This window comes from Pandoraea sp. XJJ-1 (assembly GCF_026802345.1).
GTDB lineage: Bacteria > Pseudomonadota > Gammaproteobacteria > Burkholderiales > Burkholderiaceae > Pandoraea > Pandoraea cepalis.
Genome location: NZ_CP113827.1, coordinates 3,143,494 through 3,165,100 on the forward strand (window position 1 = coordinate 3,143,494; position 21,607 = coordinate 3,165,100).

The 21,607-nt window shown below is 62.7% G+C and carries 18 protein-coding genes and 4 tRNA genes; 8 read left to right on the forward strand and 14 right to left on the reverse strand.

Annotated features, from left to right (window positions below; genetic code table 11):
- The first annotated feature begins 110 nt into the window (after window positions 1-110).
- The 4 genes from OYT13_RS14365 (at window position 111) to OYT13_RS14380 (ending at window position 4,840) form a co-directional block, all read left to right on the forward strand.
- Window positions 111-962, forward strand: coding sequence for a zinc-dependent peptidase (locus tag OYT13_RS14365; protein WP_017233300.1), 852 nt, complete (start codon window positions 111-113; stop codon window positions 960-962).
- A 187-nt stretch (window positions 963-1,149) separates the two neighbouring features.
- Complete coding sequence (locus tag OYT13_RS14370; protein WP_017233299.1) at window positions 1,150-1,416, forward strand: type B 50S ribosomal protein L31; 267 nt, start codon at window positions 1,150-1,152, stop codon at window positions 1,414-1,416.
- Between the two features lie 306 nt (window positions 1,417-1,722).
- Window positions 1,723-3,453: an ArnT family glycosyltransferase gene (locus OYT13_RS14375; protein ID WP_017233298.1), complete on the forward strand. Its 1,731-nt coding sequence runs from the start codon at window positions 1,723-1,725 to the stop codon at window positions 3,451-3,453.
- Between the two features lie 37 nt (window positions 3,454-3,490).
- Window positions 3,491-4,840, forward strand: a complete 1,350-nt coding sequence (locus OYT13_RS14380; RefSeq protein ID WP_261938419.1) for an MATE family efflux transporter — start codon at window positions 3,491-3,493, stop codon at window positions 4,838-4,840.
- A 254-nt stretch (window positions 4,841-5,094) separates the two neighbouring features.
- On the opposite strand, the gene OYT13_RS14385 is transcribed toward OYT13_RS14380, so the two are convergent.
- The 7 genes from OYT13_RS14385 to OYT13_RS14415 all read right to left on the reverse strand — a co-directional run bounded on the left by OYT13_RS14385 (window position 5,095) and on the right by OYT13_RS14415 (window position 10,280).
- A tRNA-Asp gene (locus tag OYT13_RS14385) sits at window positions 5,095-5,171 on the reverse strand.
- A 99-nt stretch (window positions 5,172-5,270) separates the two neighbouring features.
- Window positions 5,271-5,347, reverse strand: a tRNA-Asp gene (locus OYT13_RS14390).
- A 97-nt stretch (window positions 5,348-5,444) separates the two neighbouring features.
- Window positions 5,445-5,520: transfer RNA gene (locus tag OYT13_RS14395), tRNA-Glu, on the reverse strand.
- A gap of 163 nt (window positions 5,521-5,683) precedes the next feature.
- A tRNA-Ala gene (locus OYT13_RS14400) sits at window positions 5,684-5,759 on the reverse strand.
- 183 nt (window positions 5,760-5,942) lie between these two features.
- Entirely contained in the window at window positions 5,943-8,099 is a 2,157-nt protein-coding gene (pnp, locus tag OYT13_RS14405; RefSeq protein ID WP_026131825.1) for a polyribonucleotide nucleotidyltransferase, read from the reverse strand.
- A gap of 341 nt (window positions 8,100-8,440) precedes the next feature.
- Window positions 8,441-8,710: a 30S ribosomal protein S15 gene (rpsO, locus tag OYT13_RS14410; protein ID WP_017233294.1), complete on the reverse strand. Its 270-nt coding sequence runs from the start codon at window positions 8,708-8,710 to the stop codon at window positions 8,441-8,443.
- Between the two features lie 295 nt (window positions 8,711-9,005).
- A complete protein-coding gene (locus OYT13_RS14415; RefSeq protein WP_261938418.1) occupies window positions 9,006-10,280 on the reverse strand; it encodes a branched-chain amino acid ABC transporter substrate-binding protein in 1,275 nt (424 codons plus the stop codon).
- A 142-nt stretch (window positions 10,281-10,422) separates the two neighbouring features.
- Here OYT13_RS14415 and OYT13_RS14420 point away from each other — a divergent pair, with 142 nt between their 5' ends.
- The gene (locus tag OYT13_RS14420) at window positions 10,423-11,004 is read left to right on the forward strand and encodes a hypothetical protein (protein WP_261938417.1); all 582 of its coding nucleotides are present in this window, start codon (window positions 10,423-10,425) and stop codon (window positions 11,002-11,004) included.
- A 105-nt stretch (window positions 11,005-11,109) separates the two neighbouring features.
- Here OYT13_RS14420 and OYT13_RS14425 read toward each other — a convergent pair whose 3' ends face one another.
- The 7 genes from OYT13_RS14425 to OYT13_RS14455 all read right to left on the reverse strand — a co-directional run bounded on the left by OYT13_RS14425 (window position 11,110) and on the right by OYT13_RS14455 (window position 19,248).
- Window positions 11,110-12,654 carry a 2-isopropylmalate synthase gene (locus tag OYT13_RS14425; RefSeq protein WP_017233291.1) on the reverse strand — a complete coding sequence of 515 codons (1,545 nt, stop codon included), beginning with the start codon at window positions 12,652-12,654 and terminating at the stop codon, window positions 11,110-11,112.
- Between the two features lie 425 nt (window positions 12,655-13,079).
- Window positions 13,080-13,565 (reverse strand): peptidoglycan-binding protein LysM, encoded by a 486-nt coding sequence (gene lysM, locus OYT13_RS14430; protein WP_017233290.1) that lies wholly within the window; start codon window positions 13,563-13,565, stop codon window positions 13,080-13,082.
- A 194-nt stretch (window positions 13,566-13,759) separates the two neighbouring features.
- Window positions 13,760-14,638 (reverse strand): CDP-diacylglycerol--serine O-phosphatidyltransferase, encoded by an 879-nt coding sequence (gene pssA, locus OYT13_RS14435; RefSeq protein WP_017233289.1) that lies wholly within the window; start codon window positions 14,636-14,638, stop codon window positions 13,760-13,762.
- A gap of 157 nt (window positions 14,639-14,795) precedes the next feature.
- Window positions 14,796-15,431, reverse strand: coding sequence for a phosphatidylserine decarboxylase (locus tag OYT13_RS14440; protein ID WP_026131823.1), 636 nt, complete (start codon window positions 15,429-15,431; stop codon window positions 14,796-14,798).
- 378 nt (window positions 15,432-15,809) lie between these two features.
- Window positions 15,810-16,826, reverse strand: coding sequence for a ketol-acid reductoisomerase (gene ilvC, locus OYT13_RS14445; protein WP_017233287.1), 1,017 nt, complete (start codon window positions 16,824-16,826; stop codon window positions 15,810-15,812).
- 78 nt (window positions 16,827-16,904) lie between these two features.
- Window positions 16,905-17,396: an acetolactate synthase small subunit gene (ilvN, locus tag OYT13_RS14450; RefSeq protein WP_026131822.1), complete on the reverse strand. Its 492-nt coding sequence runs from the start codon at window positions 17,394-17,396 to the stop codon at window positions 16,905-16,907.
- Between the two features lie 82 nt (window positions 17,397-17,478).
- Window positions 17,479-19,248, reverse strand: a complete 1,770-nt coding sequence (locus OYT13_RS14455; protein WP_268566457.1) for an acetolactate synthase 3 catalytic subunit — start codon at window positions 19,246-19,248, stop codon at window positions 17,479-17,481.
- A 449-nt stretch (window positions 19,249-19,697) separates the two neighbouring features.
- On the opposite strand from OYT13_RS14455, the gene OYT13_RS14460 reads away from it, so the two are divergent.
- The 3 genes from OYT13_RS14460 to OYT13_RS14470 are packed head-to-tail and all read left to right on the forward strand — an operon-like array spanning window position 19,698 to window position 21,551.
- Window positions 19,698-20,270 (forward strand): RNA polymerase sigma factor, encoded by a 573-nt coding sequence (locus OYT13_RS14460; RefSeq protein WP_017233284.1) that lies wholly within the window; start codon window positions 19,698-19,700, stop codon window positions 20,268-20,270.
- The gene (locus OYT13_RS14465) at window positions 20,267-20,695 is read left to right on the forward strand and encodes a DUF3619 family protein (protein WP_017233283.1); all 429 of its coding nucleotides are present in this window, start codon (window positions 20,267-20,269) and stop codon (window positions 20,693-20,695) included. The genes OYT13_RS14460 and OYT13_RS14465 overlap by 4 nt, the downstream gene beginning before the upstream one ends.
- Window positions 20,696-20,717: 22 nt before the next feature.
- On the forward strand, window positions 20,718-21,551 hold the full coding sequence (locus tag OYT13_RS14470) for a DUF3106 domain-containing protein (RefSeq protein ID WP_268566458.1): 834 nt from the start codon (window positions 20,718-20,720) through the stop codon (window positions 21,549-21,551).
- The last annotated feature ends 56 nt before the right edge of the window (window positions 21,552-21,607 follow it).

The following is a 21,607-nucleotide window of genomic DNA, read 5'->3' on the forward strand; positions in this document are numbered from 1 at the left end:
CGTTGCGGCGGCGCAAAAGCAGTTAAATTGGCATCGGTACGCCATCGGTGCTCAAAGGCCCTCCCCTGAGATTCACCGCGACTGCGTCAAATCATCCGACTTCGCTCCTCATGCTCCGAACCCTGCTCGCCCGCCTCCGACGCGCCCACACACGCCCCACGATCGACGATGCCGTCTGGCGCGAAGTCGTCGGCGCCCTGCCATTCCTGACACGCCGCAGCGCGGCCGACCTCGACAAGCTGCGCGCCCTCGCGACCGATTTCCTGGGCCGCAAACACTTTTCGACGGCGCACGACCTGCCGTTGACCGAAGCGATGTGTGTCTCGGTGGCCGCGCAAGCCTGCCTGCCGATTCTCAATTTGCCGAGCGCGCTGTATCGCGGTTGGACGGGCATCGTGCTGTATCCCGGCGAGTTCCTGATTCGCAAAACCGTGCAGGACGAAGCCGGCGTCGTGCACGACATCGCTCAGGAGGCGAGCGGCGAGGCGTGGGAAGGCGGGCCTGTCGTTCTGTCATGGCAGGATGTGCAAGCGAGCGATGTCCTGGCGTACAACGTGGTAATTCACGAGTTCGTCCACAAGATCGACATGGAAGGCGGCGAAGCCGACGGCGTGCCGCCGATGCTGCGGCGCGTGCATGGCGACCTCACGCCCGAAGCCTGGTGCGATGTCTTCGATCCCGCGTACGAGGCGTTCTGCCACGATGTGTCCAACGTTCCCGATGCCCACTGGGAAGCGTTTGCCTCGTCGTCGCTGCTCGACCCCTACGCCACCGAACACGAATCGGAGTTCTTCGCCGTCTGCGCCGAGGCGTTCTTTGTGGCCCCGGAGGCCTTTCGCGACGCCTATCCCGCCTTGTACGCGCTGTTCTCGCGCTATTTCCTGCAAGATCCGGCGGTGAGCGCCGGCACTGGCGACGCCGCGCCCGGCACAGCGGCATCCACGCCCGCCGGCGACCCGTGAAAACTTTGCGAAAGTCATTGTTTTCATGGCATAATGCGCGTTTTACTCACCCGGAAAGTGGTTGACGTCCCTCCCGTCGCATGACGACGATGGCGTTAGCGGGCCAACGGGGTGCCTCCCGGGGTAACAAACCTCGGGCGAACCTCCTCCCGCGCAGACTGGCTACCGACTTAACCCAAGGTACATCATGAAAGAAGGCATTCACCCCGAATACCGCGAAGTCCTGTTCCGCGACATGACGCCCGGCGTCGACTTCGAATTCATCACCCGCTCGACGATCCACACCAAGGAAACGGCCGAGAAGGATGGCAAGAGCTACCCGCTCGTGAAGATCGAAACGTCGTCGGCTTCGCACAACTTCTACACCGGCGAACAGCGCATCATGGACACGGCTGGCCGCGTCGACAAGTTCCGCCAGAAGTTCGGCAACCGCGCCGGCGGCAAGATCGCCTAAGTTTTATCGGCGACGCGCCACACAACGCGCTGCGGGGTCCGGCAGAGACTGGCGGGCCAGCACCTTGGGGCAACACCCCGGCGTTGTGGAAAGCATTGGAAAGGGGCAGCTCAGGCTGCCCTTTTTTCTTGGGTCTGGTCTGCGCCACCGCACGGCTTACTGTCATACTGTCGGCTTTTCCGATTTGCCCGAGTTTTCCCTTGGTTTTACCCTGAGCAGCACCCCGAGTTTCACCTTCGAGCCCGTTCCGGCTCGCCCTCTGAGTCTCCCCGATCCGGCCGCCGTGCCGATCCTGTCGTCCGGCCTATGAAACGAGTTCGCATCACCGCCTCCGCCACCAGCGCGCTACCGCGTTCGCTGTTGATCGCCATTTGTGTCATCTATGTGCTGGCGGGGTTGTTCGGTCGCGATCCGTGGAAAAACGAAGACGCCGCAGGTTTCGGCGTCATGTGGACGATGGCACACGGTCACTTGTCCGACTGGCTGCTGCCGAACATCGCGGGCAAACCCATTTACGACACCGGCCCGCTCGTCTCGTGGCTCGGTGCGCTCGCCATACGCGCCTTCTCGTGGCTCGACGCCCCCGACGCCGCGCGCATTGTCACCGGGCTGTGCTTCTACGCGACCTGCACGTTCATCTGGTACGGCACCTATCTGCTCGGTCGCCGCCCCGAAGTGCAACCGTTCAAATACGCCTTTGGTGGCGAGCCAGAACCGCGCGACTATGGACGCACGCTCGCGGACGGCGCCCTGTTGATTCTGCTGGCCTGCTTCGGGCTGGCCGAGCGTGGACACGAGACAACGGCCGCCGTCGGACAGCTCACGCTTATCTCGATGGCGATTTACGGCCTCGTGCGCAGCCTCGACAAGCCGCGTCAGGGCGCCGTCTGGTTCGGCCTCGCCCTGGGCGGCATGGCGCTCGCGTCCTCGCCGCTGATGACGCTCTCGCTCTGGTTCGCAGGCATTGCCGCTGCCATTGTCTGCCGCGCCCTGCCCTTGCGCATGCTACTGCTGATCTCCACGCCGGTGACGCTGCTCATTGCCTGCACGTGGCCGCTAGCGGCGCTCAAGTTTGCCAGCGGCGCACGCCAATGGCTCGGCGAGTGGACGGATATCGGCATGGACACCTTCAGCGGCCCGACGCTCGCCTCGCTGAGCTACATCGCCAAGAACCTGGCGCTGTTTGCCTGGCCCGCATGGCCGCTTGCCGCGTGGTCGCTTTACTCGTGGCGCGGCATGCGACGCGCGCCCCACATCGCGATTGCGCTTGCCTTTGCCGTCGTGATTCTTGTGCTGATCGTGCTGCAGGCGCATCAGGGCAATCAGCTCTTCATGCTGGCGCTGCCCGCGCTGTCGATCATCGCCGCCTTCGGCCTGCCCACGCTCAAGCGCGGCACGGTCAACGCCATCGATTGGTTCGCCGTGCTGTCGTTCACCGTGCTGGCAGGCTTCGTCTGGATCGTCTGGCTCGCCGGCATCACCGGTTTTCCGGCCTCCACGGCGCGCAATCTGCGACGCCTGGTCCCGGGCTTCGCCCCCGAGTTCAGCTGGGTCACGCTGATCAGCGCCCTGATCGTGACCGGCGCCTGGGTCGCACTGGTGGCGTGGCGCGTGTCGCGCAGCCCGAAAGTCCTGTGGCGCAGCGTGGTGCTGTCGTCTGGCGGCACAACCCTCATGTGGGTATTGCTCATGACGCTGTGGCTGCCCGTCGTGAACTACGGCAGAACCTATCGCGACGTGGCCGCACAGATCGCCGCCCATCTCCCCGCCGATTACACGTGCATTCGCACGGCTCGCGTCGGCGACGCGCAGCTCGCGTCGTTCGCCTACTTCGGCAAGATGCGCTTCGGCACGGCCAACGACGATTGCGACGTGCTGCTGCGTCAAGACTCGCAGGACTACAGCGAACCGTTGTCGCTGGCGCCCTACGAATGGCGCCAGCTCTGGGAAGGCCGCCGCGCGGCCGACCGCGACGAGCGCTTCCGCCTTTATGTATTGCAGGAGCGTCCGGGGCGGCGCGGGGCGCGTCCGCGCTAACCCCATCCCCCATCCCTAGCGACGCTCACGCAACGCCATGTGGCACGACATCAAACGCATTGCCGAACTGGCCTGGCCGGTGCTCATCGGCCAGTTGGCCGTCATCGCCTTCGGGGTGATGGACACGGCAATGGTCGGTCGCGCCTCGGCGTTCGATCTCGCATCGCTCGCACTCGGTGGGTCGATCTACATCACGGTGTATGTCGGCCTGATGGGCGTGCTCGTGGCGCTCTCCCCGATCGCCGCGCAACGCTTCGGGGCAGGAGAGCGCGAAAGCATCGGCGAGGAAGTGCGGCAGGCGTTCTGGCTCGCCGGGTTTCTCGCCGTGCCGGGTGTCCTGCTGCTATCGCATCCGCAGTTCATTCTGCGACTCTCCGAAGCATCCCCCGAACTCGAAGCGCGCGCGAGCGCCTATCTCCAGATGCTCGCGTTCGGCCTGCCCGCCGCGCTGCTCTTTCGTGTGTACTCCTCGCTGTCCACCGCCGTGGCGCAGCCCCGCATCGTCATGGCCATTCAGGTCACGGGACTGACCTTGAAAGTCCCGCTGAATCTGGCACTGATTTACGGCATCGAACGGCTGGGTATTCCAGCGCTCGGCAGCACCGGCTGCGCCATTGCCACGACCGCCATCAACTGGGTCTCATGTGCGCTCGGACTCACACTGATGGCACGTCACGCGAAGTTGCGTGCCTTCGCCACCTTTTCCCGATTCTGCTGGCCGCACTGGCCGGCGATTCGTGCGCTGCTCAAGCTCGGCATACCCATGGGACTGAGCTACCTGATCGAAGTGACGGCGTTCTCGTTCATGGCCATCTTCATTGCTCGCCTGGGCGACGTGACGCTCGCCGGTCACCAGATTGCCGCGAACCTCGGCGCGCTTATGTATATGCTGCCGATGTCGATTGCGATTGCGACGGCGACGCTCACCGCACAGGCCATCGGCAAGCGCGACTTTCGCTTGGCGCGCCGGGTCGGGCGCCGCGGCGTCGAGTTTGCTGGCCTGCTGGGCGTGTTGCTGGCGAGCGTCATGGGACTCTGCCGGCCGTGGGTTCTGGCAGCTTATACGTCGGATCCGCTGGTCGCGGCGGTCGCGACGCCATTACTCGCCATCGTCGCCGGCTATCACGTATTCGATGCCTTGCAGGTGAGTGCCGTCTTCGTGTTGCGCGCATGGAAGGTTGCGGTGATCCCGACCGTCATCTATGCCGTGTCGCTCTGGGGTGTCGGACTGGGGGGCGGTTATGTGTTGGGCTTCGACGTCGGCGGGCTGTCCCCGGCGTGGCTGCATGGCGCCGCAGGATTCTGGTTCGCCAACAGCGCGAGCCTGGCGGTCGCCGCCGTCGGCTTGCTGCTCTATCTGCGCTGGATCGTACGCGTCAAAGGCTGAACGCACACGCCTCGGGCCGACTCGGAACATCACCACGGCCCGACAGCTTACCGCGCGCGATCAACGCCCATCATCGATGCGCACTATTTGCACATCTTCAAGAAATTGCGCGAAAAATCCGCACACACTTTCAGGGCGACAGCCATCGGGAGAAAATAGTATCGAAACGCCCCGAAAGCCCCGTTGCAGGACTCGAAATCATGAACGTCGAACGACAAAAAAAAGCCCAGGCATTAGCCTGGGCTTTCTTCGTTTGGCGGAGCGGACGGGGCTCGAACCCGCGACCCCCGGCGTGACAGGCCGGTATTCTAACCAACTGAACTACCGCTCCAAACTTGCTGCAGCATCGTGATGTGATTCACTTTGCTTTCCTGCCAGCGATTCGACACTGCAGCGTTGTTACGCGCAGATTGCCGAACTGCGTAGGTTTTGGCGGAGCGGACGGGGCTCGAACCCGCGACCCCCGGCGTGACAGGCCGGTATTCTAACCAACTGAACTACCGCTCCAAAACCGACAAAAAAACCCGCCAAACTTCCAGCGGGCTTTACGCCACCAACTGCGTGGCATTTTAAACTGATACCGACTCGCTACCGGCACCAATTCTGGCGTCCCCTAGGGGATTCGAACCCCTGTACTCACCGTGAAAGGGTGATGTCCTAGGCCTCTAGACGAAGGGGACAAAATCGTCACAATCTTGTCTGTTTCGCTTTACTGCATTTCGCGAAGAACGCTATTCTAAACAACATTTCTTCGATTGTGAAGCTTTATTTTCAAGTGATTTGCATCGTTTTCGCAAGAATCTTGCTTGTTCGATGCGCCTGAAAATCAAGCTTCGGAATCCGTGGTGGAGGTAAGCGGGATCGAACCGCTGACCTCTTGCATGCCATGCAAGCGCTCTCCCAGCTGAGCTATACCCCCCGAACAGAGAAGTGAGATTCTAAAGACAAACCCATTTTCTGTAAATACCCTTCTCGCATTTTTTCCGCATTATTTTGCCGATCCGTGCGATGGATAAAAAAACGGCGACGCGCAAGCGTCGCCGTTTTCTTTGGCACAGCGACGCACCAACGCGCGCCGCCAAGCCTCATACCGACATCGGAATTACTGAGCGTCGCCTTCGCGCTTGACCAGCGCCGGGCTACCCTGCTTTTCTTCGTCCGTCAGCGCCTTGTGCGACAGACGCAGACGACCCTTGTCGTCCTGCTGGATCACCTTCACGCGCACCGCCTGGCCTTCCTTGAGGTACTCGTTGATGTCCTTGATACGCTCGTTGGCGATTTCGGAGATGTGCAGCAGACCATCCTTACCCGGCAGCACCGACACGATCGCGCCGAACTCGAGCAGCTTCAGCACGGTACCGTCGTACACCTGGCCCACTTCGACTTCCACGGTGATCAGCTCGATGCGGCGCTTCGCTTCCGCAATGCCTTCGGCGCTCGGGCTGGCAATCGTCACCACGCCGTCGTCCGAGATATCGATGCTCGTGCCGGTTTCTTCCGTCAGTGCGCGGATCACCGAACCGCCCTTGCCGATCACGTCACGGATCTTTTCCGGGTTGATCTTGATGGTGACCATGCGCGGCGCGAATTCCGACAGTTCCGTACGCACGCCCGACTGCGCTTGCGCCATCTTGTCGAGAATATGCAGACGGCCTTCCTTGGCTTGCGCCAGGGCGACCTGCATGATTTCCTTCGTGATGCCCTGGATCTTGATGTCCATCTGCAGTGCGGTGACGCCGTTCGACGTACCCGCCACCTTGAAGTCCATGTCGCCCAGGTGATCTTCGTCGCCGAGAATATCGGTCAGCACGGCAAACTTGTTGCCTTCGAGGATCAGGCCCATCGCGATACCGGCGACCGGCGCCGTCAGCGGCACACCGGCGTCCAGCATGGCGAGGCTGCCACCGCACACCGACGCCATCGACGACGAACCGTTCGATTCGGTGATTTCCGACACCACACGCACGGTGTAACCGAAATCGTCGGCGCCCGGCAGGCACGCCACCAAAGCGCGCTTGGCCAGACGGCCGTGACCGATTTCGCGGCGCTTGGGCGAACCCACGCGACCCGTTTCACCCGTCGAGAACGGCGGGAAGTTGTAGTGCAGCATGAAGCGATCGCGGTACTCGCCTTGCAGCGCGTCGATGATCTGCTCGTCGCTCTTGGTGCCGAGCGTGGCCACCACGAGGGCCTGCGTTTCGCCACGCGTGAACAGCGCCGAACCGTGGGCACGCGGCAGCACGCCGGTGCGGATCGAGATCGGGCGCACGGTGCGCGTGTCGCGGCCGTCGATACGCGGCTCGCCAGCCAGAATCTGGCTACGCACGATCTTGGCTTCCAGATCGAACAGGATGTTGCCCACTTCGATACTGTCCGGCGCGGCTTCGCCCTTGGCGCTCGCCGCTTCGCCCAGCTTGGCGATCACGTCGCTGGTCACGGCGCGCAGTTGTTGCGTACGCGCTTGCTTTTCGCGCGTCTGGTAAGCGGCGCGCAGCGAGGCGTCCGCCAGTGCCGACACCTGTGCGATCAGCGCTTCATTCTTCGCGGCCGGGGCCCAATCCCACTCGGCCTTGCCTGCGTCGCGCACCAGATCGTGAATGGCGTTGATCGCCGTTTGCATTTGATCGTGACCGAACACCACGGCGCCCAGCATCACGTCTTCCGGCAGCTCTTTCGCTTCCGATTCGACCATCAGCACGGCTTGCTCCGTACCGGCAACGACGAGGTCGAGCTTCGACTGGGCGATCTGCTCACGCGACGGATTCAGCACGTACTGACCGTCGACGTAGGCCACGCGCGCAGCGCCTACCGGGCCGTTGAACGGCAGACCGGAGATCGACAGCGCTGCCGATGCGCCGATCAGGGCCGGGATATCCGCCGGCACTTCCGGGTTCAGCGAAACGACCTGCACAACCACCTGGACTTCGTTGTAGAAGCCTTCCGGGAAGAGCGGGCGGATCGGGCGGTCGATCAGGCGCGACGTCAGCGTTTCGTTTTCCGACGGACGGCCTTCACGCTTGAAGAAGCCACCCGGGATCTTGCCGGCGGCGTAAGTCTTTTCCAGATAGTCGACGGTCAGCGGGAAGAAATCCTGCCCCGACTTGGCGCTCTTCGCACCCACGACCGTGGCCAGCACGACCGTATCGTCCATGTCGACGAGCACGGCACCGGATGCCTGGCGAGCAATCTCACCCGTCTCCATGCGAACCGTGTTTTGTCCCCATTGGAAAGACTTGACGACTTTATTGAACATTTGCACTCCTATATCGAATCGCGCGAATGCAGCAGCGGCGCGATATCGCTGCCGGGGTGATCCCGACGCCTCGCAGGGGGGAGTGTTATGCCATTCCAGCGTTGCCCGGCACCTTGGCGCGTAGGCATTGGCATCGCTCGGGCGACGCTGGAATGACACAAGCCCTGCTTATCGACGAGGCCCCATAAAGTGGGAACTACAGGAACTGCTGGAACCGGGGAGAACCCAGCCCAACGGTGAGGTACGCGACCGGCCGGACATCCTCAGGACATCCGTCAGGGAGCGCCCAAAAACAAAATGCCTGCATCAGCACGCTGATACAGGCATCTCGTCGTAATCGCAATCGCTTACTTACGCAGGCCCAGCTTCTCGATCAGGGCGCGGTAACGATCTGCGTCCTTGCCCTTGAGGTAATCGAGCAGCTTGCGGCGACGGCTCACCATGCGCAGCAGACCGCGGCGGCTGTGGTGATCCTTCATGTGCGCCTTGAAGTGCGGCGTCAGTTCGTTGATGCGCGTGGTGAGCAGCGCAACTTGCACTTCGGGGGAGCCGGTATCGTTAGCGGCACGGGCGAATTGCGCCACGACGTCCGACTTCTTGGTCATTGCGGTAGTCATTTGCTTTCCTTTGGATACACGCGGTCACGGAAGAATGGCCGTGCCGTGAACTTACAAAAACATGCGCGGCATTGCCGCACATAAACAAAACTGCAAGTGCGCGATTATACGGGAGTTGCCTCCCGGATGCCATACTTTTCCTCGCCACGCCGCCTCAGACGGGGCCGAGCGAACGGCTTGAGCGCTGAAAACCGGGCGCTCCACCAAATAATCCGGACAATTTCAACGGATTATCCGGAAAATTTCGACCAATTATTTTTCCCGTCACGCCAGCCCTTCTGCCCTTCCCGGCCATTCACCGCTGGCGGGCCATCCGGCAAGTACTGGGCAATGCCACCTTATTGGCGGGCAGCTCGAGCACTGTCTTGAACCCAAAGCCCGAGCCCTCGTTGTCGAACTTCACCCCCGGCTCGCCCGCGCGGCGCATGACCGACACGTACAACGGCTCGATCAGCTGGTGGTCGTTCGGACGCATCCATGCGTCGACCGGCGCCTCGCGAATCCGGCGGTTCTGCAGCGCCCGCGCCACGGTCGTCACATCGGTGGTGCCGGCCTGCTCGAGCGCCGCGGCGATCATGTCGATCATCACGCTCATGCGCAGCAGCGCATAGTCGTCGCGCGCCTCCGGATAACGCGCACGGAACGCCTTGTAGAACGCATCCGACGCCTCGCCGCCCACGTTCGGGTGCCATTCGGCCACGGCATACACGCGGCCAACCCCGGCCTCGCCCAGTGCTGCCGGCGCGCCGAGGGCGTTGCCATAGAACGTGTAGAACTTGAGCTCCATCCCCTGTTCGCGTGCGGCCTTGACGAGCAAGGTCAGGTCGTTGCCCCAACTCCCCGTCACCACCGTATCGGCACCTGCCGCGCGAATGCGCGCAAGATAGGGCGTGAAGTCCTTCACGCGCCCCACCGGGCTGAACTGCTCACCCACGATCTGCACGTCCGGGCGCTTGGCGCCAATCATCTGTCGGGCGAGCCCGGCGACCTGCCGGCCAAAGCTGTAGTCCTGGTTGAGCAGGTAGACCTTCTGGATGCTCGGATCTTGTTTGATGGCCTCGGTCAACGCCTGCATGCGCATGGCGGCATTGGCGTCGAAGGCGAAATGCCAGAAACTGCACTGCTCGTTGGTGAGCGCCGTGTCGACGGCCGAGTAATTGAAGAACAGCATGCGCTGCCCGGGATCGCGCGCATTGCGTTTGTTGATGGCATCGATCAACGCCGACGCAACGGCCGAACTGTTGCCTTGGAAGACGAATGGGATGCCCAAATCGCCGGCAGCCTTGAGTTGCACCAGGCTGTCTTCGACGCCGCCCTTGCTGTCGAACACCGTCAACTCGAACGGATGGGCGCCGTCGCGCAACTTCACCCCACCGCGCGCATTCACGCGTTCGATCGCGAACCGCAAATTGCGCTCGACCATGGCGCCCGCATTGCCGAAGGGACCGCTCATCCCCTCGATGAGCGCCAGCCGGATCGGCGGTGCCGCGTGGGCAAGGCTGGTCGCGGCCAGCAAGCCAGCGGCGCACAACACCGCGCTCAAGCGCGCCAGCAAGTCATGAACTTTCATCGAGGCCTCTGAGACTGTGTCGGCGCGAATCATAACGCCCCCACCCGCCCCCGGCAAGCCGCCCCACCCCGGAACGCGCGACACGGCGGTATGCTATCGACATGCCGCTCTGCGGCCGTCTTCCTCTGACGCGAGGCCATTCATGACTGATTCGACTCGGGCGCGCGCGGGCATCGCCCCCCCGAACACCGCCGCCGCCTTGCCCGGCGCTTCACGCCCCGCCGCGGCACTGCGCTGGCTCCTGGGCGGTGCACTCGCGCTATCGCTGAGCGCCTGCTACACGCCCCCGTGGCAAACCATTTCCCCCAACGCCTCGCAGGCCGAGGTGCAAGCAAGGCTGGGCAAACCCAGGGAAGTCTATCCGCTCACCCCCGGCGTGACGCGCTGGCTCTATCCGACCAAGCCGTTCGGCGAAGAGACGATCGCCGCCGATTTCGACGCTCAAGGCCGCCTGCTGGGTACCGCGCAAGTGCTCTCGATGCCGGAGTTCAACAAGGTCGAGATCGACAAGTGGACGAAAACCGACGTGCTGCATCACTTCGGCGAACCGGTCGAAACGTCGTACTTCCCCCTCATGAAGCGCGAAGTCTGGACTTATCGCTTCAAGCAGGACGACGTCTGGTACTCGATGATGAACTTCTATTTCGATGCGGACGGCATCGTCAAGACGACCCAGATCAGCCCCGATCCGCTACACGAGAAGTTCGATCACGACCTGTTCTGATCGCATTTCGAGCCCCACCAACAGCAAAACGCCCGCTTGCCGGATGTCCGGAGGCGGGCGTGTCGTGCCATGGATCGGTCGTCAACGGCGCCAGTGCGCCCTCGCTTACGGCGTCAGTTGCGGGTTGAGCTTCTCGGCCTTCGAATACAGCTTGTTGAGCGCCGACAGATACGCCTTGGCAGACGCCGCGACGATATCGGGATCTGTGCCCACGCCATTCACGATGCGCCCGCCCTTCGACAGTCGCACCGTCACCTCACCCTGCGATTGCGTACCCGTCGTGATCGCGTTCACCGAATACAGCAGTTGCTCGGCGCCGCTTTGCACCTGCGATTCGATGGCATTGAGCACGGCGTCGACCGGGCCGTTACCCTCGGCGTCTCCCATGAGTTCCTTACCCTGCGCGGTGAAGACCACGCGGGCGCTCGGGCGCTCGCCCGTCTCGGAATGTTGCGCCATCGACACGAGATGGAAATGCTCGCTGCTGTCGGCCTGCGCTTCATTCGAGACGATCGCCAGAATGTCCTCGTCGAAGATTTCAGCCTTCTGGTCAGCCAGTTCCTTGAAGCGAGCGAACGCGGCATTCACGTCCTGCTCCGACGCCATCTCGATGCCCAGCTCCTGAAGGCGCTGCTTGAAGGCGTTGCGGCCCGAGAGCTTGCCGAGCACGATCTTGTTGGCGGTCCAGCCCACATCTTCCGCCCGCATGATCTCGTAGGTGTCGCGCGCCTTGAGCACGCCGTCCTGGTGGATGCCCGAGGCGTGCGCAAACGCGTTGGCGCCCACCACCGCCTTGTTCGGCTGAACGCTGAAGCCGGTGATCTGCGAGACGAGCTTCGAGGCCGGCACAATTTGCGTCGTATCGATGCCGAGCTCCAGACCGAAGTAATCCTTGCGGGTCTTGATCGCCATCACGACTTCTTCGAGTGCCGTATTGCCCGCGCGCTCGCCCAGACCGTTGATCGTGCATTCGATCTGACGCGCGCCCCCCAACTGCACCCCCGCCAGCGAGTTCGCGACGGCCATGCCCAGATCGTTGTGGCAGTGCACCGACCAGACCGCCTTGTCCGAATTCGGCACACGCTCGCGCAGCGTGCGTACGAGCTGGCCGTAAAGTTCCGGCACGCCGTAACCCACGGTATCGGCCACGTTGATGGTCGTCGCGCCTTCGTTGATGACGGCTTCCAGCACGCGGCAAAGGAAATCCAGCTCGGAGCGGCTGCCGTCTTCCGGTGAGAATTCGATATTGTCGGTGAACTGACGCGCATATCGCACGGCGAGTTTCGCCTGCTCGAGCACCTGATCCGGGCTCATGCGCAGCTTCTTCTCCATGTGCAGCGGCGACGTGGCGATGAACGTATGGATACGCGACGAGTTCGCGCCCTTGAGGGCCTCGGCGGCGCGGGCGATATCGCGATCGTTGGCACGCGCAAGCGAGCAGACGGTACTGTCCTTGATGATGCCGGCAATGGCCCGGATGGCCTCGAAGTCGCCGTTCGAGCTGGCGGCGAAGCCGGCTTCGATCACGTCCACGCGCAGACGCTCCAGCTGACGGGCGATGCGAATCTTCTCATCGCGCGTCATCGACGCGCCGGGCGACTGTTCACCGTCGCGCAAGGTCGTATCGAAAATGATCAGCTTGTCGGCCATGACTTTCTCCAGTGGGGATCTTGTAGGGTTCAGTTCGTTCTAGATGTCCGGGGGCGGCGCAGTCGCAAGCCGAAGGACGCCTGGCCGCCCACGACACTGTGCTCACGCAGCAGGCAACACGGGCGGACGGATCGTCGGACGGGCGGGCAACTACCGGGAGGAAATCAGCGCGCGACGCGCGCAGGCATGGCCGGCCCGCGAACGGGGGAATGGCATAGCGTTGGCGGTGCGAGAGGAAGGTCCGAAGCCGGGGTGGCGCCTGAAATCATGAGCGCCAATATAGTCGCAATCGGGTGATTTCGCAACGCGCGGCGCGGGCCGCAAGCCGCATGCAGACAGGCGCCCGCGAGCCCGCGATCCTGCCTGCTCCCCCCCATGAACAGCCCGGCACGGCGCCGGGCTGGATATCACGAGACAAACGACGATCAGGCCACTGGAATGCGCAGCACCTGTCCCGGATAGATTCGGTCCGGGCTGGAGAGCATCGGCTTGTTGGCCTCGAAAATGGCGTTGTATCGGTTGGCGTCACCATAGACCTTCTTCGAGATCGCCGACAAGGTATCGCCCTTCTCCACGGTGTGAAACGTCGCCTCGGCCGACGCCGTCGACACCGACATCCGGTCGTCTACCTTCTCGACACCCTTCACGTTGCCGCAGCACAGCAGGATCTTTTCCTTGGTCGCTTGATCCGGGGCCACGCCGAACACCGTCACCGTGCGCGATGCGCCGTCGAACGTGACGGTCAGGCCGGTCGCGTCGAGGTTCTGCGTCTTGATGTACGCCTCGATGGCGTCGGCCGCGTTGCGGTTGGCTTCGTCCGCGTCAGGCCCCGGCGCGGGCGCCTCTGCGGCTTGCGCCTGGCCGCCCAACAATGCCTCGCCGGCTTCTTTCACAAAGTCCAGAATGCCCATGCTTGCTCCTTCGTCACGTCGAACCATGGAAACGGCACCGGGTCGGCTCAGCGTTGCCACGACCTGCCCGGGCCAGGGGAAACTTCCGGCCTGCATTCGCAAGACTACAACATCGCACCGCAAACGATCGCCCGGCAAGCCTGACAGGCGAATGTGACAAGGGGCGCACCGAGACGCCCCTTGTTTTGCCACCGTTATTCGTCGACGTCGCCGAAAATGCGCTGCCGGCGCCCCTTTAGAAAGCGGAAGGCCCAGAGCACATAGCCGGAAACGCTGTACAGGCAGAACATGCCGAAGAGCACCAGCGGCGGGTCGGACGACACGAGAATGAAGCCGACCATGAAGAGCAGCACCACGCCGAACGACACCCGCTGGCGCACATCGAGCGCCTTGCCGCTATAGAACGGCGCATTCGATACCATCGACATCCCCGCGTAAATCGTCAGCCCGAACGCCACCCAGGGCATCCAGAAAACGTTGACCGGTAATTTGTTGTCGATCGTAATCCACACGAAACCGGCAATAAGCGCCGCGGCCGCCGGACTCGCCAAGCCCTGGAAGAAGCGCTTGTCGACCACGCCGATGTTCGTATTGAAGCGCGCCAGCCGCAAAGCCGCGCAGGCCACGTAGACGAACGCGGCGAGCCAGCCCCACTTGCCGATCTCATGGAGAATCCATTCGTACATCACCAACGCCGGCGCTACGCCGAACGAGGTCATGTCCGAGAGCGAATCGTATTGCTCGCCGAACGCGCTCTGCGTGTTGGTCATACGCGCCACACGCCCGTCCATGCCATCGAGCACCATGGCGAAGAAGATCGCGATGGCGGCCTGCTCGAAACGATCGTTCATGGCCTGCACGATCGCGAAGAAGCCGCAGAACAGCGCGGCGGTCGTAAAGGCGTTCGGCAACAGGTAGATGCCGCGATTGCGCGGGCGCACCGGCAGATCGTCCTCCACACCGTGGTCGTGGTCTTCGTTCATCAATGGCTCTGCGGATGAATGGTTGTGACGGCTGAACGCCGAAAGATGCCTGACATTATTGCGCAAGCGGCCGCGATGGTTTTCCGGCATGCGGACCTCCTTGACGATGCTATGACAGCGGGCGATCCCGCATCGGATCACCGCGATTGGAACGCAAGAAGCGAAAGCAGTTGCAGGCCGCGACACGGTGACGCACGACAGGAAGTCGCGCCGCCGCACACGGCCGTGGTCCGTGGGCTCGAGTGGCTTACAGCTCGGCGAGGATCGTCGAGGTGGCCGACACCTTCTCGCCGATGGTCACGCGCGGACGCGAGCCCAGCGGCAGGTACACGTCGACCCGTGAACCGAAACGAATGAAACCGTAACGCTGACCGCGCGAAAGCGTATCGCCCACCTTCACGTAGCACAAAATCCGGCGCGCGATGAGTCCTGCGACCTGCACGCTCGTGACGATCTGCCCCCCCACGTCGATCACCAGCGCATTGCGCTCGTTTTCGAGCGATGCCTTGTCGAGATCGGCGTTGAAGAAACGTCCCGGGAAATATTCCACCTTGGTCACCGTGCCGTCAACCGGGGCACGATTCGAGTGCACGTTGAAAACGTTCATGAACACGCTGATCTTCAACGCTTCACGACCAGCGTACGGATCTTGCGTGGTTTCGATGGCCACGATGCGTCCGTCGGCGGGCGAAAGTACGGCGCCGGCCTGCTGCGGCACCTGTCGCGGCGGATCCCGGAAGAACTGCAGGACAAACAGGGCGATCACCCAGAACGGCGCGGCCCACAGCACGCCGGCCATGAAGTGCACGACGAGCGCCACGGCGACGGCGATACCCAGGAAGGGCCAGCCCTCGCGGGCAATGATCGGGTGAGGATAATTCATGCGATTGAACTCGCGTCCTTGGTAAAACGGTTGAGTGAGCGGGTCGGCCTGCGTTGGGCCAAACCGTGACGTGGCGGCATTGTAGCAATGCGCGCGGCGCGGCGACACTTTTTCCCCAATCGACCGATCGGCGTCGCCACCGCAAAGCCGGCCACATCGAGGTGCCACGATGTCAGTTCACGGTCGATGCGGGGGGGAGAGGAAACGAAAAAAGCCGTCCGCCTTGCCATAGCGACAGCTACAGCAAAACGGACGGCCAGGCGCGGCGGTTCCGGCGCTCAAACGCGCGATGCGCTTGACGCGCCCAAGCCGCCTGCCGTGCGCCGCCAGTGGACGCCCACACGCTGCCGGGCGTACGCATCTTGCGGCGCGTCGTACTTAGTTCTTCGACTGGTCGACGAGCTTGTTCTTGGCGATCCACGGCATCATTGCCCGCAGCTTGCCGCCCACTTGCTCGATTTGGTGCTCGGCCGTGATGCGACGACGCGAGATCAGGGTCGGGGCACCCGCCTTGTTTTCCAGGATGAACGACTTGGCGTACTCGCCGGTCTGGATATCGGTCAGGCACTGCTTCATCGCCTTCTTCGTCTCTTCGGTCACGACGCGCGGGCCGGTGACGTACTCACCGTACTCGGCGTTGTTCGAGATCGAGTAGTTCATGTTGGCGATGCCGCCTTCATAGATCAGGTCGACGATCAGCTTGAGTTCGTGCAGGCACTCGAAGTAGGCCATTTCCGGCGCATAACCGGCTTCGACCAGCGTTTCGAAACCGGCCTTGATCAGCTCGACGGTACCGCCGCACAGCACGGCTTGCTCGCCGAACAGGTCGGTTTCCGTTTCTTCGCGGAAGTTCGTTTCGATGATGCCGGCACGGCCGCCGCCGTTTGCGGCAGCGTACGACAGGGCGATGTCGCGCGCGGCGCCCGACTTGTCCTGTGCCACGGCGATCAGGTGGGGCACGCCGCCGCCTTGCGAGTACGTCGAGCGCACCGTGTGGCCCGGGGCCTTCGGGGCGATCATGATGACGTCGAGGTCAGCACGCGGAATCACGCAGCCGTAATGCACGTTGAAGCCGTGCGCGAAGGCCAGGGCGGCGCCTTCCTTGATGTTGCCATGCACTTCGTTCTTGTACACGTCGCCGATCTGCTCGTCCGGCAGCAGCATCATGACGATGTCGGCCGACTTCACGGCTTCCGCCACTTCCTTGGTGTTCAGGCCGGCGCCGACCGCCTTGTTCCACGAAGCGCCATTCTTGCGCAGACCGACCGTCACGTTCACACCGCTGTCCTTCAGGTTCTGGGCGTGGGCATGGCCTTGCGAGCCATAGCCGATGATCGTCACTTGCTTGCCCTTGATGAGGGAGAGGTCGGCGTCTTTGTCGTAGAAAACTTTCATTTGGAATTGTCCCGTAATGCCAAAAAATTACTCAAATCAGAATGGATCGAAATCCGCTTACCGCGTTGCCGCTACCGATCAGACTTTCAGGATGCGCTCACCGCGCCCGATGCCCGAGCCACCGGTACGAACCGTCTCGAGAATCGCCGTACGATCGAGCCCGTCGATGAAGGCGTCGAGTTTCGACGAATTCCCGGTCAGTTCGATCGTATAGGTCTTTTCAGTAACGTCAATGATGCGGCCGCGGAAAATATCCGACATCCGCTTCATCTCTTCTCGCTCCTTGCCCACGGCGCGCACCTTGATGAGCATCAGCTCACGTTCGATATGCGCCCCTTCGGTCAGATCGACCACCTTCACCACCTCGATGAGCCGGTTCAGGTGCTTGGTGATCTGTTCGATCACGTCGTCGGAGCCCGTCGTGACCACCGTCATGCGCGAGAGCGACCGATCTTCGGTCGGCGCGACGGTGAGGGTCTCGATATTGTAGCCACGCGCCGAAAACAGGCCGACCACACGCGACAGCGCGCCCGGCTCGTTCTCGAGCAAAACAGAAATAATATGCCTCATGGTGTATCCCGGATTGTCCTAGTGTGGGGACGTCGCGCCCGCGCCGGCCTGACCGGCGGCGACTGTCGGCGCGCGCCTCGGCTTACAGATCTTCCGAACCGAGCAGCATCTCGCTGATGCCCTTGCCCGCCTGGACCATCGGCCAGACGTTTTCGGTGGGATCCGTTTGGAAATCCATGAATACCGTACGATCCTTCAGGCGCAACGCCTCGCGCAGTGCGGGCTCGACGTCCGACGACTTCTCGATGCGAATGCCCACATGACCGTACGCCTCGGCAAGCTTCACGAAGTCGGGCAGCGCGTCCATGTACGAACTGGAGTAGCGCTTGCTGTATTCGATCTGCTGCCACTGGCGAACCATGCCCAGATAGCGGTTGTTGAGCGACAGGATCTTGATCGGCGTGCGGTATTGCAGGCACGTCGAGAGTTCCTGGATGCACATCTGGATCGAGCCTTCGCCGGTGATACAGGCGACTTCGGCATCCGGGTGCGCCATCTTCACGCCCATGGCCGCCGGCAGGCCGAAGCCCATCGTGCCCAGGCCGCCCGAGTTGATCCAGCGGCGCGGCTTGTTGAAGCGGTAATACTGCGCCGCCCACATCTGGTGCTGGCCGACGTCCGAGCACACGAAGGCTTCGCCGTCGGTGAGCTTCCAGTACGTCTCGACCACATGTTGCGGCTTGATGATTTCGCTCTGGCGATCGAACGCGAGGCAATCGCGCGAGCGCCATTCCTCGATCTGCTTCCACCAGTCGGCCAGCGCCCCGGTGTCCGGGCCCTGCTCCGCGGTTTGCAGGTTTTCGATCATCTCGCGCAGCACTTCCTTCACGTCGCCGACGATCGGGATATCGACCTTCACACGCTTGGAAATCGACGACGGGTCGATATCGACGTGAATGATCTTGCGCGCACGTTCGCAGAAGTGTTCCGGATTGCCGATCACACGGTCGTCGAAGCGCGCGCCGATGGCGATGAGCACGTCGCAGTGCTGCATGGCCATGTTCGCTTCGTAGGTGCCGTGCATGCCCAGCATGCCGAGGAACTTGGGATCGCTCGCACGATACCCGCCCAGGCCCATGAGCGTGTTGGTCACCGGATAGCCGAGCAGGTCGCAGAACTGGTTCAGTTCCTTCGACGCGTCGGCCAGAATGATGCCGCCGCCCGTATAGATATAGGGACGCTTGGCCGAGAGCAGCAGGCTCATCGCCTTGCGGATCTGGCCCGAGTGCCCCTTCGTGACCGGATTGTACGAGCGCAGCGACACCGACTTCGGATAGTCGAAGCGGCAGCGCGCCTTGGACACGTCCTTCGGAATATCAACCAGCACCGGACCCGGACGGCCCGTCTTGGCGATATAGAAGGCTTTCTTGATGGTTGCGGCGAGGTCGCGCACATCCTTCACGAGGAAGTTGTGCTTGACGCACGGGCGGGTAATACCGACCGTGTCGCATTCCTGGAAGGCGTCCTGGCCGATGGCGGCCGTGGGCACCTGCCCGGTGATGATGACGAGCGGGATCGAATCCATGTACGCCGTGGCAATCCCGGTGACCGCATTGGTCACGCCGGGGCCGGACGTCACGAGACACACGCCGACCTTGTCGGTGGAGCGCGAATAAGCGTCGGCCGCATGCACGGCGGCTTGCTCATGGCGCACCAGGATGTGCTGGATCTTGTCCTGCTTGTAGAGTTCGTCGTAGATGTAGAGAACCGAACCGCCGGGATAACCCCACAGATGTTCGACCCCTTCTTCCTGAAGCGAGCGCACGAGAATCTCGGCGCCAATCATGTCTTCGGAAGTATTTTGGTGGCGTGTAGCTTCCGCCTCGGAGAATTCCGCGCTTGGCATATTCATCGTCGACCTTTCAAAGTTTCGGCAAAAATTTTGATCGGGTGCTCTCCCCGCGAACTTGTGGTTCGGGCTCAAGCTGCGCGTCTGAATGATGGACACCCCGGATAGGCGTGCCGATATTGAGACAATCACAGATATTGCGAACTGGCAACATTACCGGTTTGCAGCAAAATGGTCAAGCAGGTTTATGCATTTGCAGCATGACTGCAAAGTCGGCCTCGCAGAATCCCCACGCCATGCCCCACGCCGCCCCAAGCCGGTGCACAATCTTCACACGATAGGAAGCTGGCGAGCCCGGCGCCGTCGCAAACCGGCACCACCGGAAGCAAAAGCGGTTACAGCACAGCGCGTTTTTGGTAGCATCCGCACCGGCTACATGAATCTTTACGTGGCCTTTACGCTTACATGGCATTTCAAAGGCGCAGCGCGCAACGCTGCGTGCACCCCACCGGATGGCATCTGACAAGGAACTGGCGGATTTTCTCGCGGGCATCGAACGGCGCGCCTTCAAGCAGGCCGTCTATGCCGTACGCGACGACGAGGCCGCCCTCGATATCGTTCAGGATGCGATGATCCGCCTGGCCGAAAAATACGGCGACAAGCCGCCGGCCGACCTGCCGCTGCTGTTCACGCGCATTCTCCAGAACGCCATTCACGACTATTTCCGTCGGCAAAAGGTGCGTAACACCTGGGTCACGCTATTCTCAAATCTCGCGGGCCCGGGCGACGACGAACGCGACGACTTCGATCCTCTGGAAACCTTATTGGCCGAGGATGGGTCTGTGCAGACCGAGAGCAGCGAAGAGACCGTTTCGCGCGCCGAAATCCTCTCGCTCATCGACGCGGAAATACAGAAACTGCCGACACGTCAACGAGAAGCCTTCCTCATGCGTTACTGGGAAGATATGGACGTTGCCGAGACGGCCGCCACGATGGGGTGCTCGGAGGGCAGCGTCAAGACGCACTGCTCGCGCGCCACCCATGCGTTGGCGCAGGCGTTGAAGGCAAAAGGGATCAGGTTATGAGTCACGATCTGGAAACGAGGGAACTCCGCTTCGCACATCGCGTGCGACGTGCGCTGGACGAAGCGTCCGATGCGCCGTCGCCGAATATCGCGGCCCGGCTGGCCGCCGCTCGTCAGGAGGCGCTCGCGCGCAAAAAGCCCGAACCGGTGGCCATCGTGCAACCGGCGCTGGTGCTCGCCGGTGTCGGCGCCATGCCATCGTCGGAAGCCGGCGGCCCGCGCCGCACGTTCGACAAGCTGCGCCGTCTCGGGCTGCTCTGGCCGCTTGCCGCATTGGTGATCGGCCTGGCGGGACTCGCGTACTGGGAGCATCAGCAACACATTCAGGACTTGGCAGACATCGATGCCGCCGTATTGAGCGACGAACTCCCGTTGTCGGCCTATGCCGACCATGGCTTCAACGCCTATGTGAAGCGTGCCCAGTAGCCCCCCTACCCAAGCCCCTCCCGTGACGCGACGCAATGTATTTCTTCTGCTCGCCGCGCTGATCGCGGCCGCGATCGCCGGCACGGCCGCGCTGCGCCACACGCACGCGCCTGAAGCGGTGTCCGACGTGCCTCCGGTCATGGCCGGCGCATCTGCCCCCGACGGCGCCACCCCCACCAATGGGCCGGTCGGCAATCTGACGGCCAGCGGTGCGACCGCGAGCGGCGCTGCGGCGACGTCTATTGCATCGCCCGGCGGTTACTGGGCCAAGCTCACGGCCGGCCAGCGAGAGGCGCTCGCGCCGCTCGCCCAGGACTGGAATCGCATGAGCGAGCGTCAGCGCGAGAAGTGGATCGAGATTGCCAAGCGCTTTCATACGCTGTCACCGGAAAGCCGCAAGCGCCTGCATGACCGCATGGCGGACTGGGTGCGCCTGACGCCCGAGCAACGCAAGCTGGCGCGAGAGAGTTATCAGAATGCCAAGACGCTGCCGCCCGAGCGAAAAGCGCAGATGTGGCAGCAGTATCAGCAGCTCACCGAAGAACAGAAAAAGCGCCTTGCCGCGGACGACCGAAAGCAGGCCAACCGTCCGAACGTGGTCAGCGCACCGCCGTCGGGCCGCCCAGGCGTGAAAAATCCGTACGCTGCAGTGCATCGCAAGGAGGCCGGCACCCCGGGCAAGAATGGCGCGTTGCCGGCGCCGGTGGCATCGGGCGCGGCAGCACCGGCGACCGGGCAATCGATGCCGACTTCTGCCGCACCGTCGCCAGGAGCGACGCCGGCGAGCGCGGGCACGGCAAACGGCGACAAGAATGGCGACGCCGTCTTCAACGCCGAGATTTATCATCACAACTGACGCCTGACGCCAGCCGCCCCTGGCCATTGTCATGCCGCAACGGCCGCCCCCCCGGG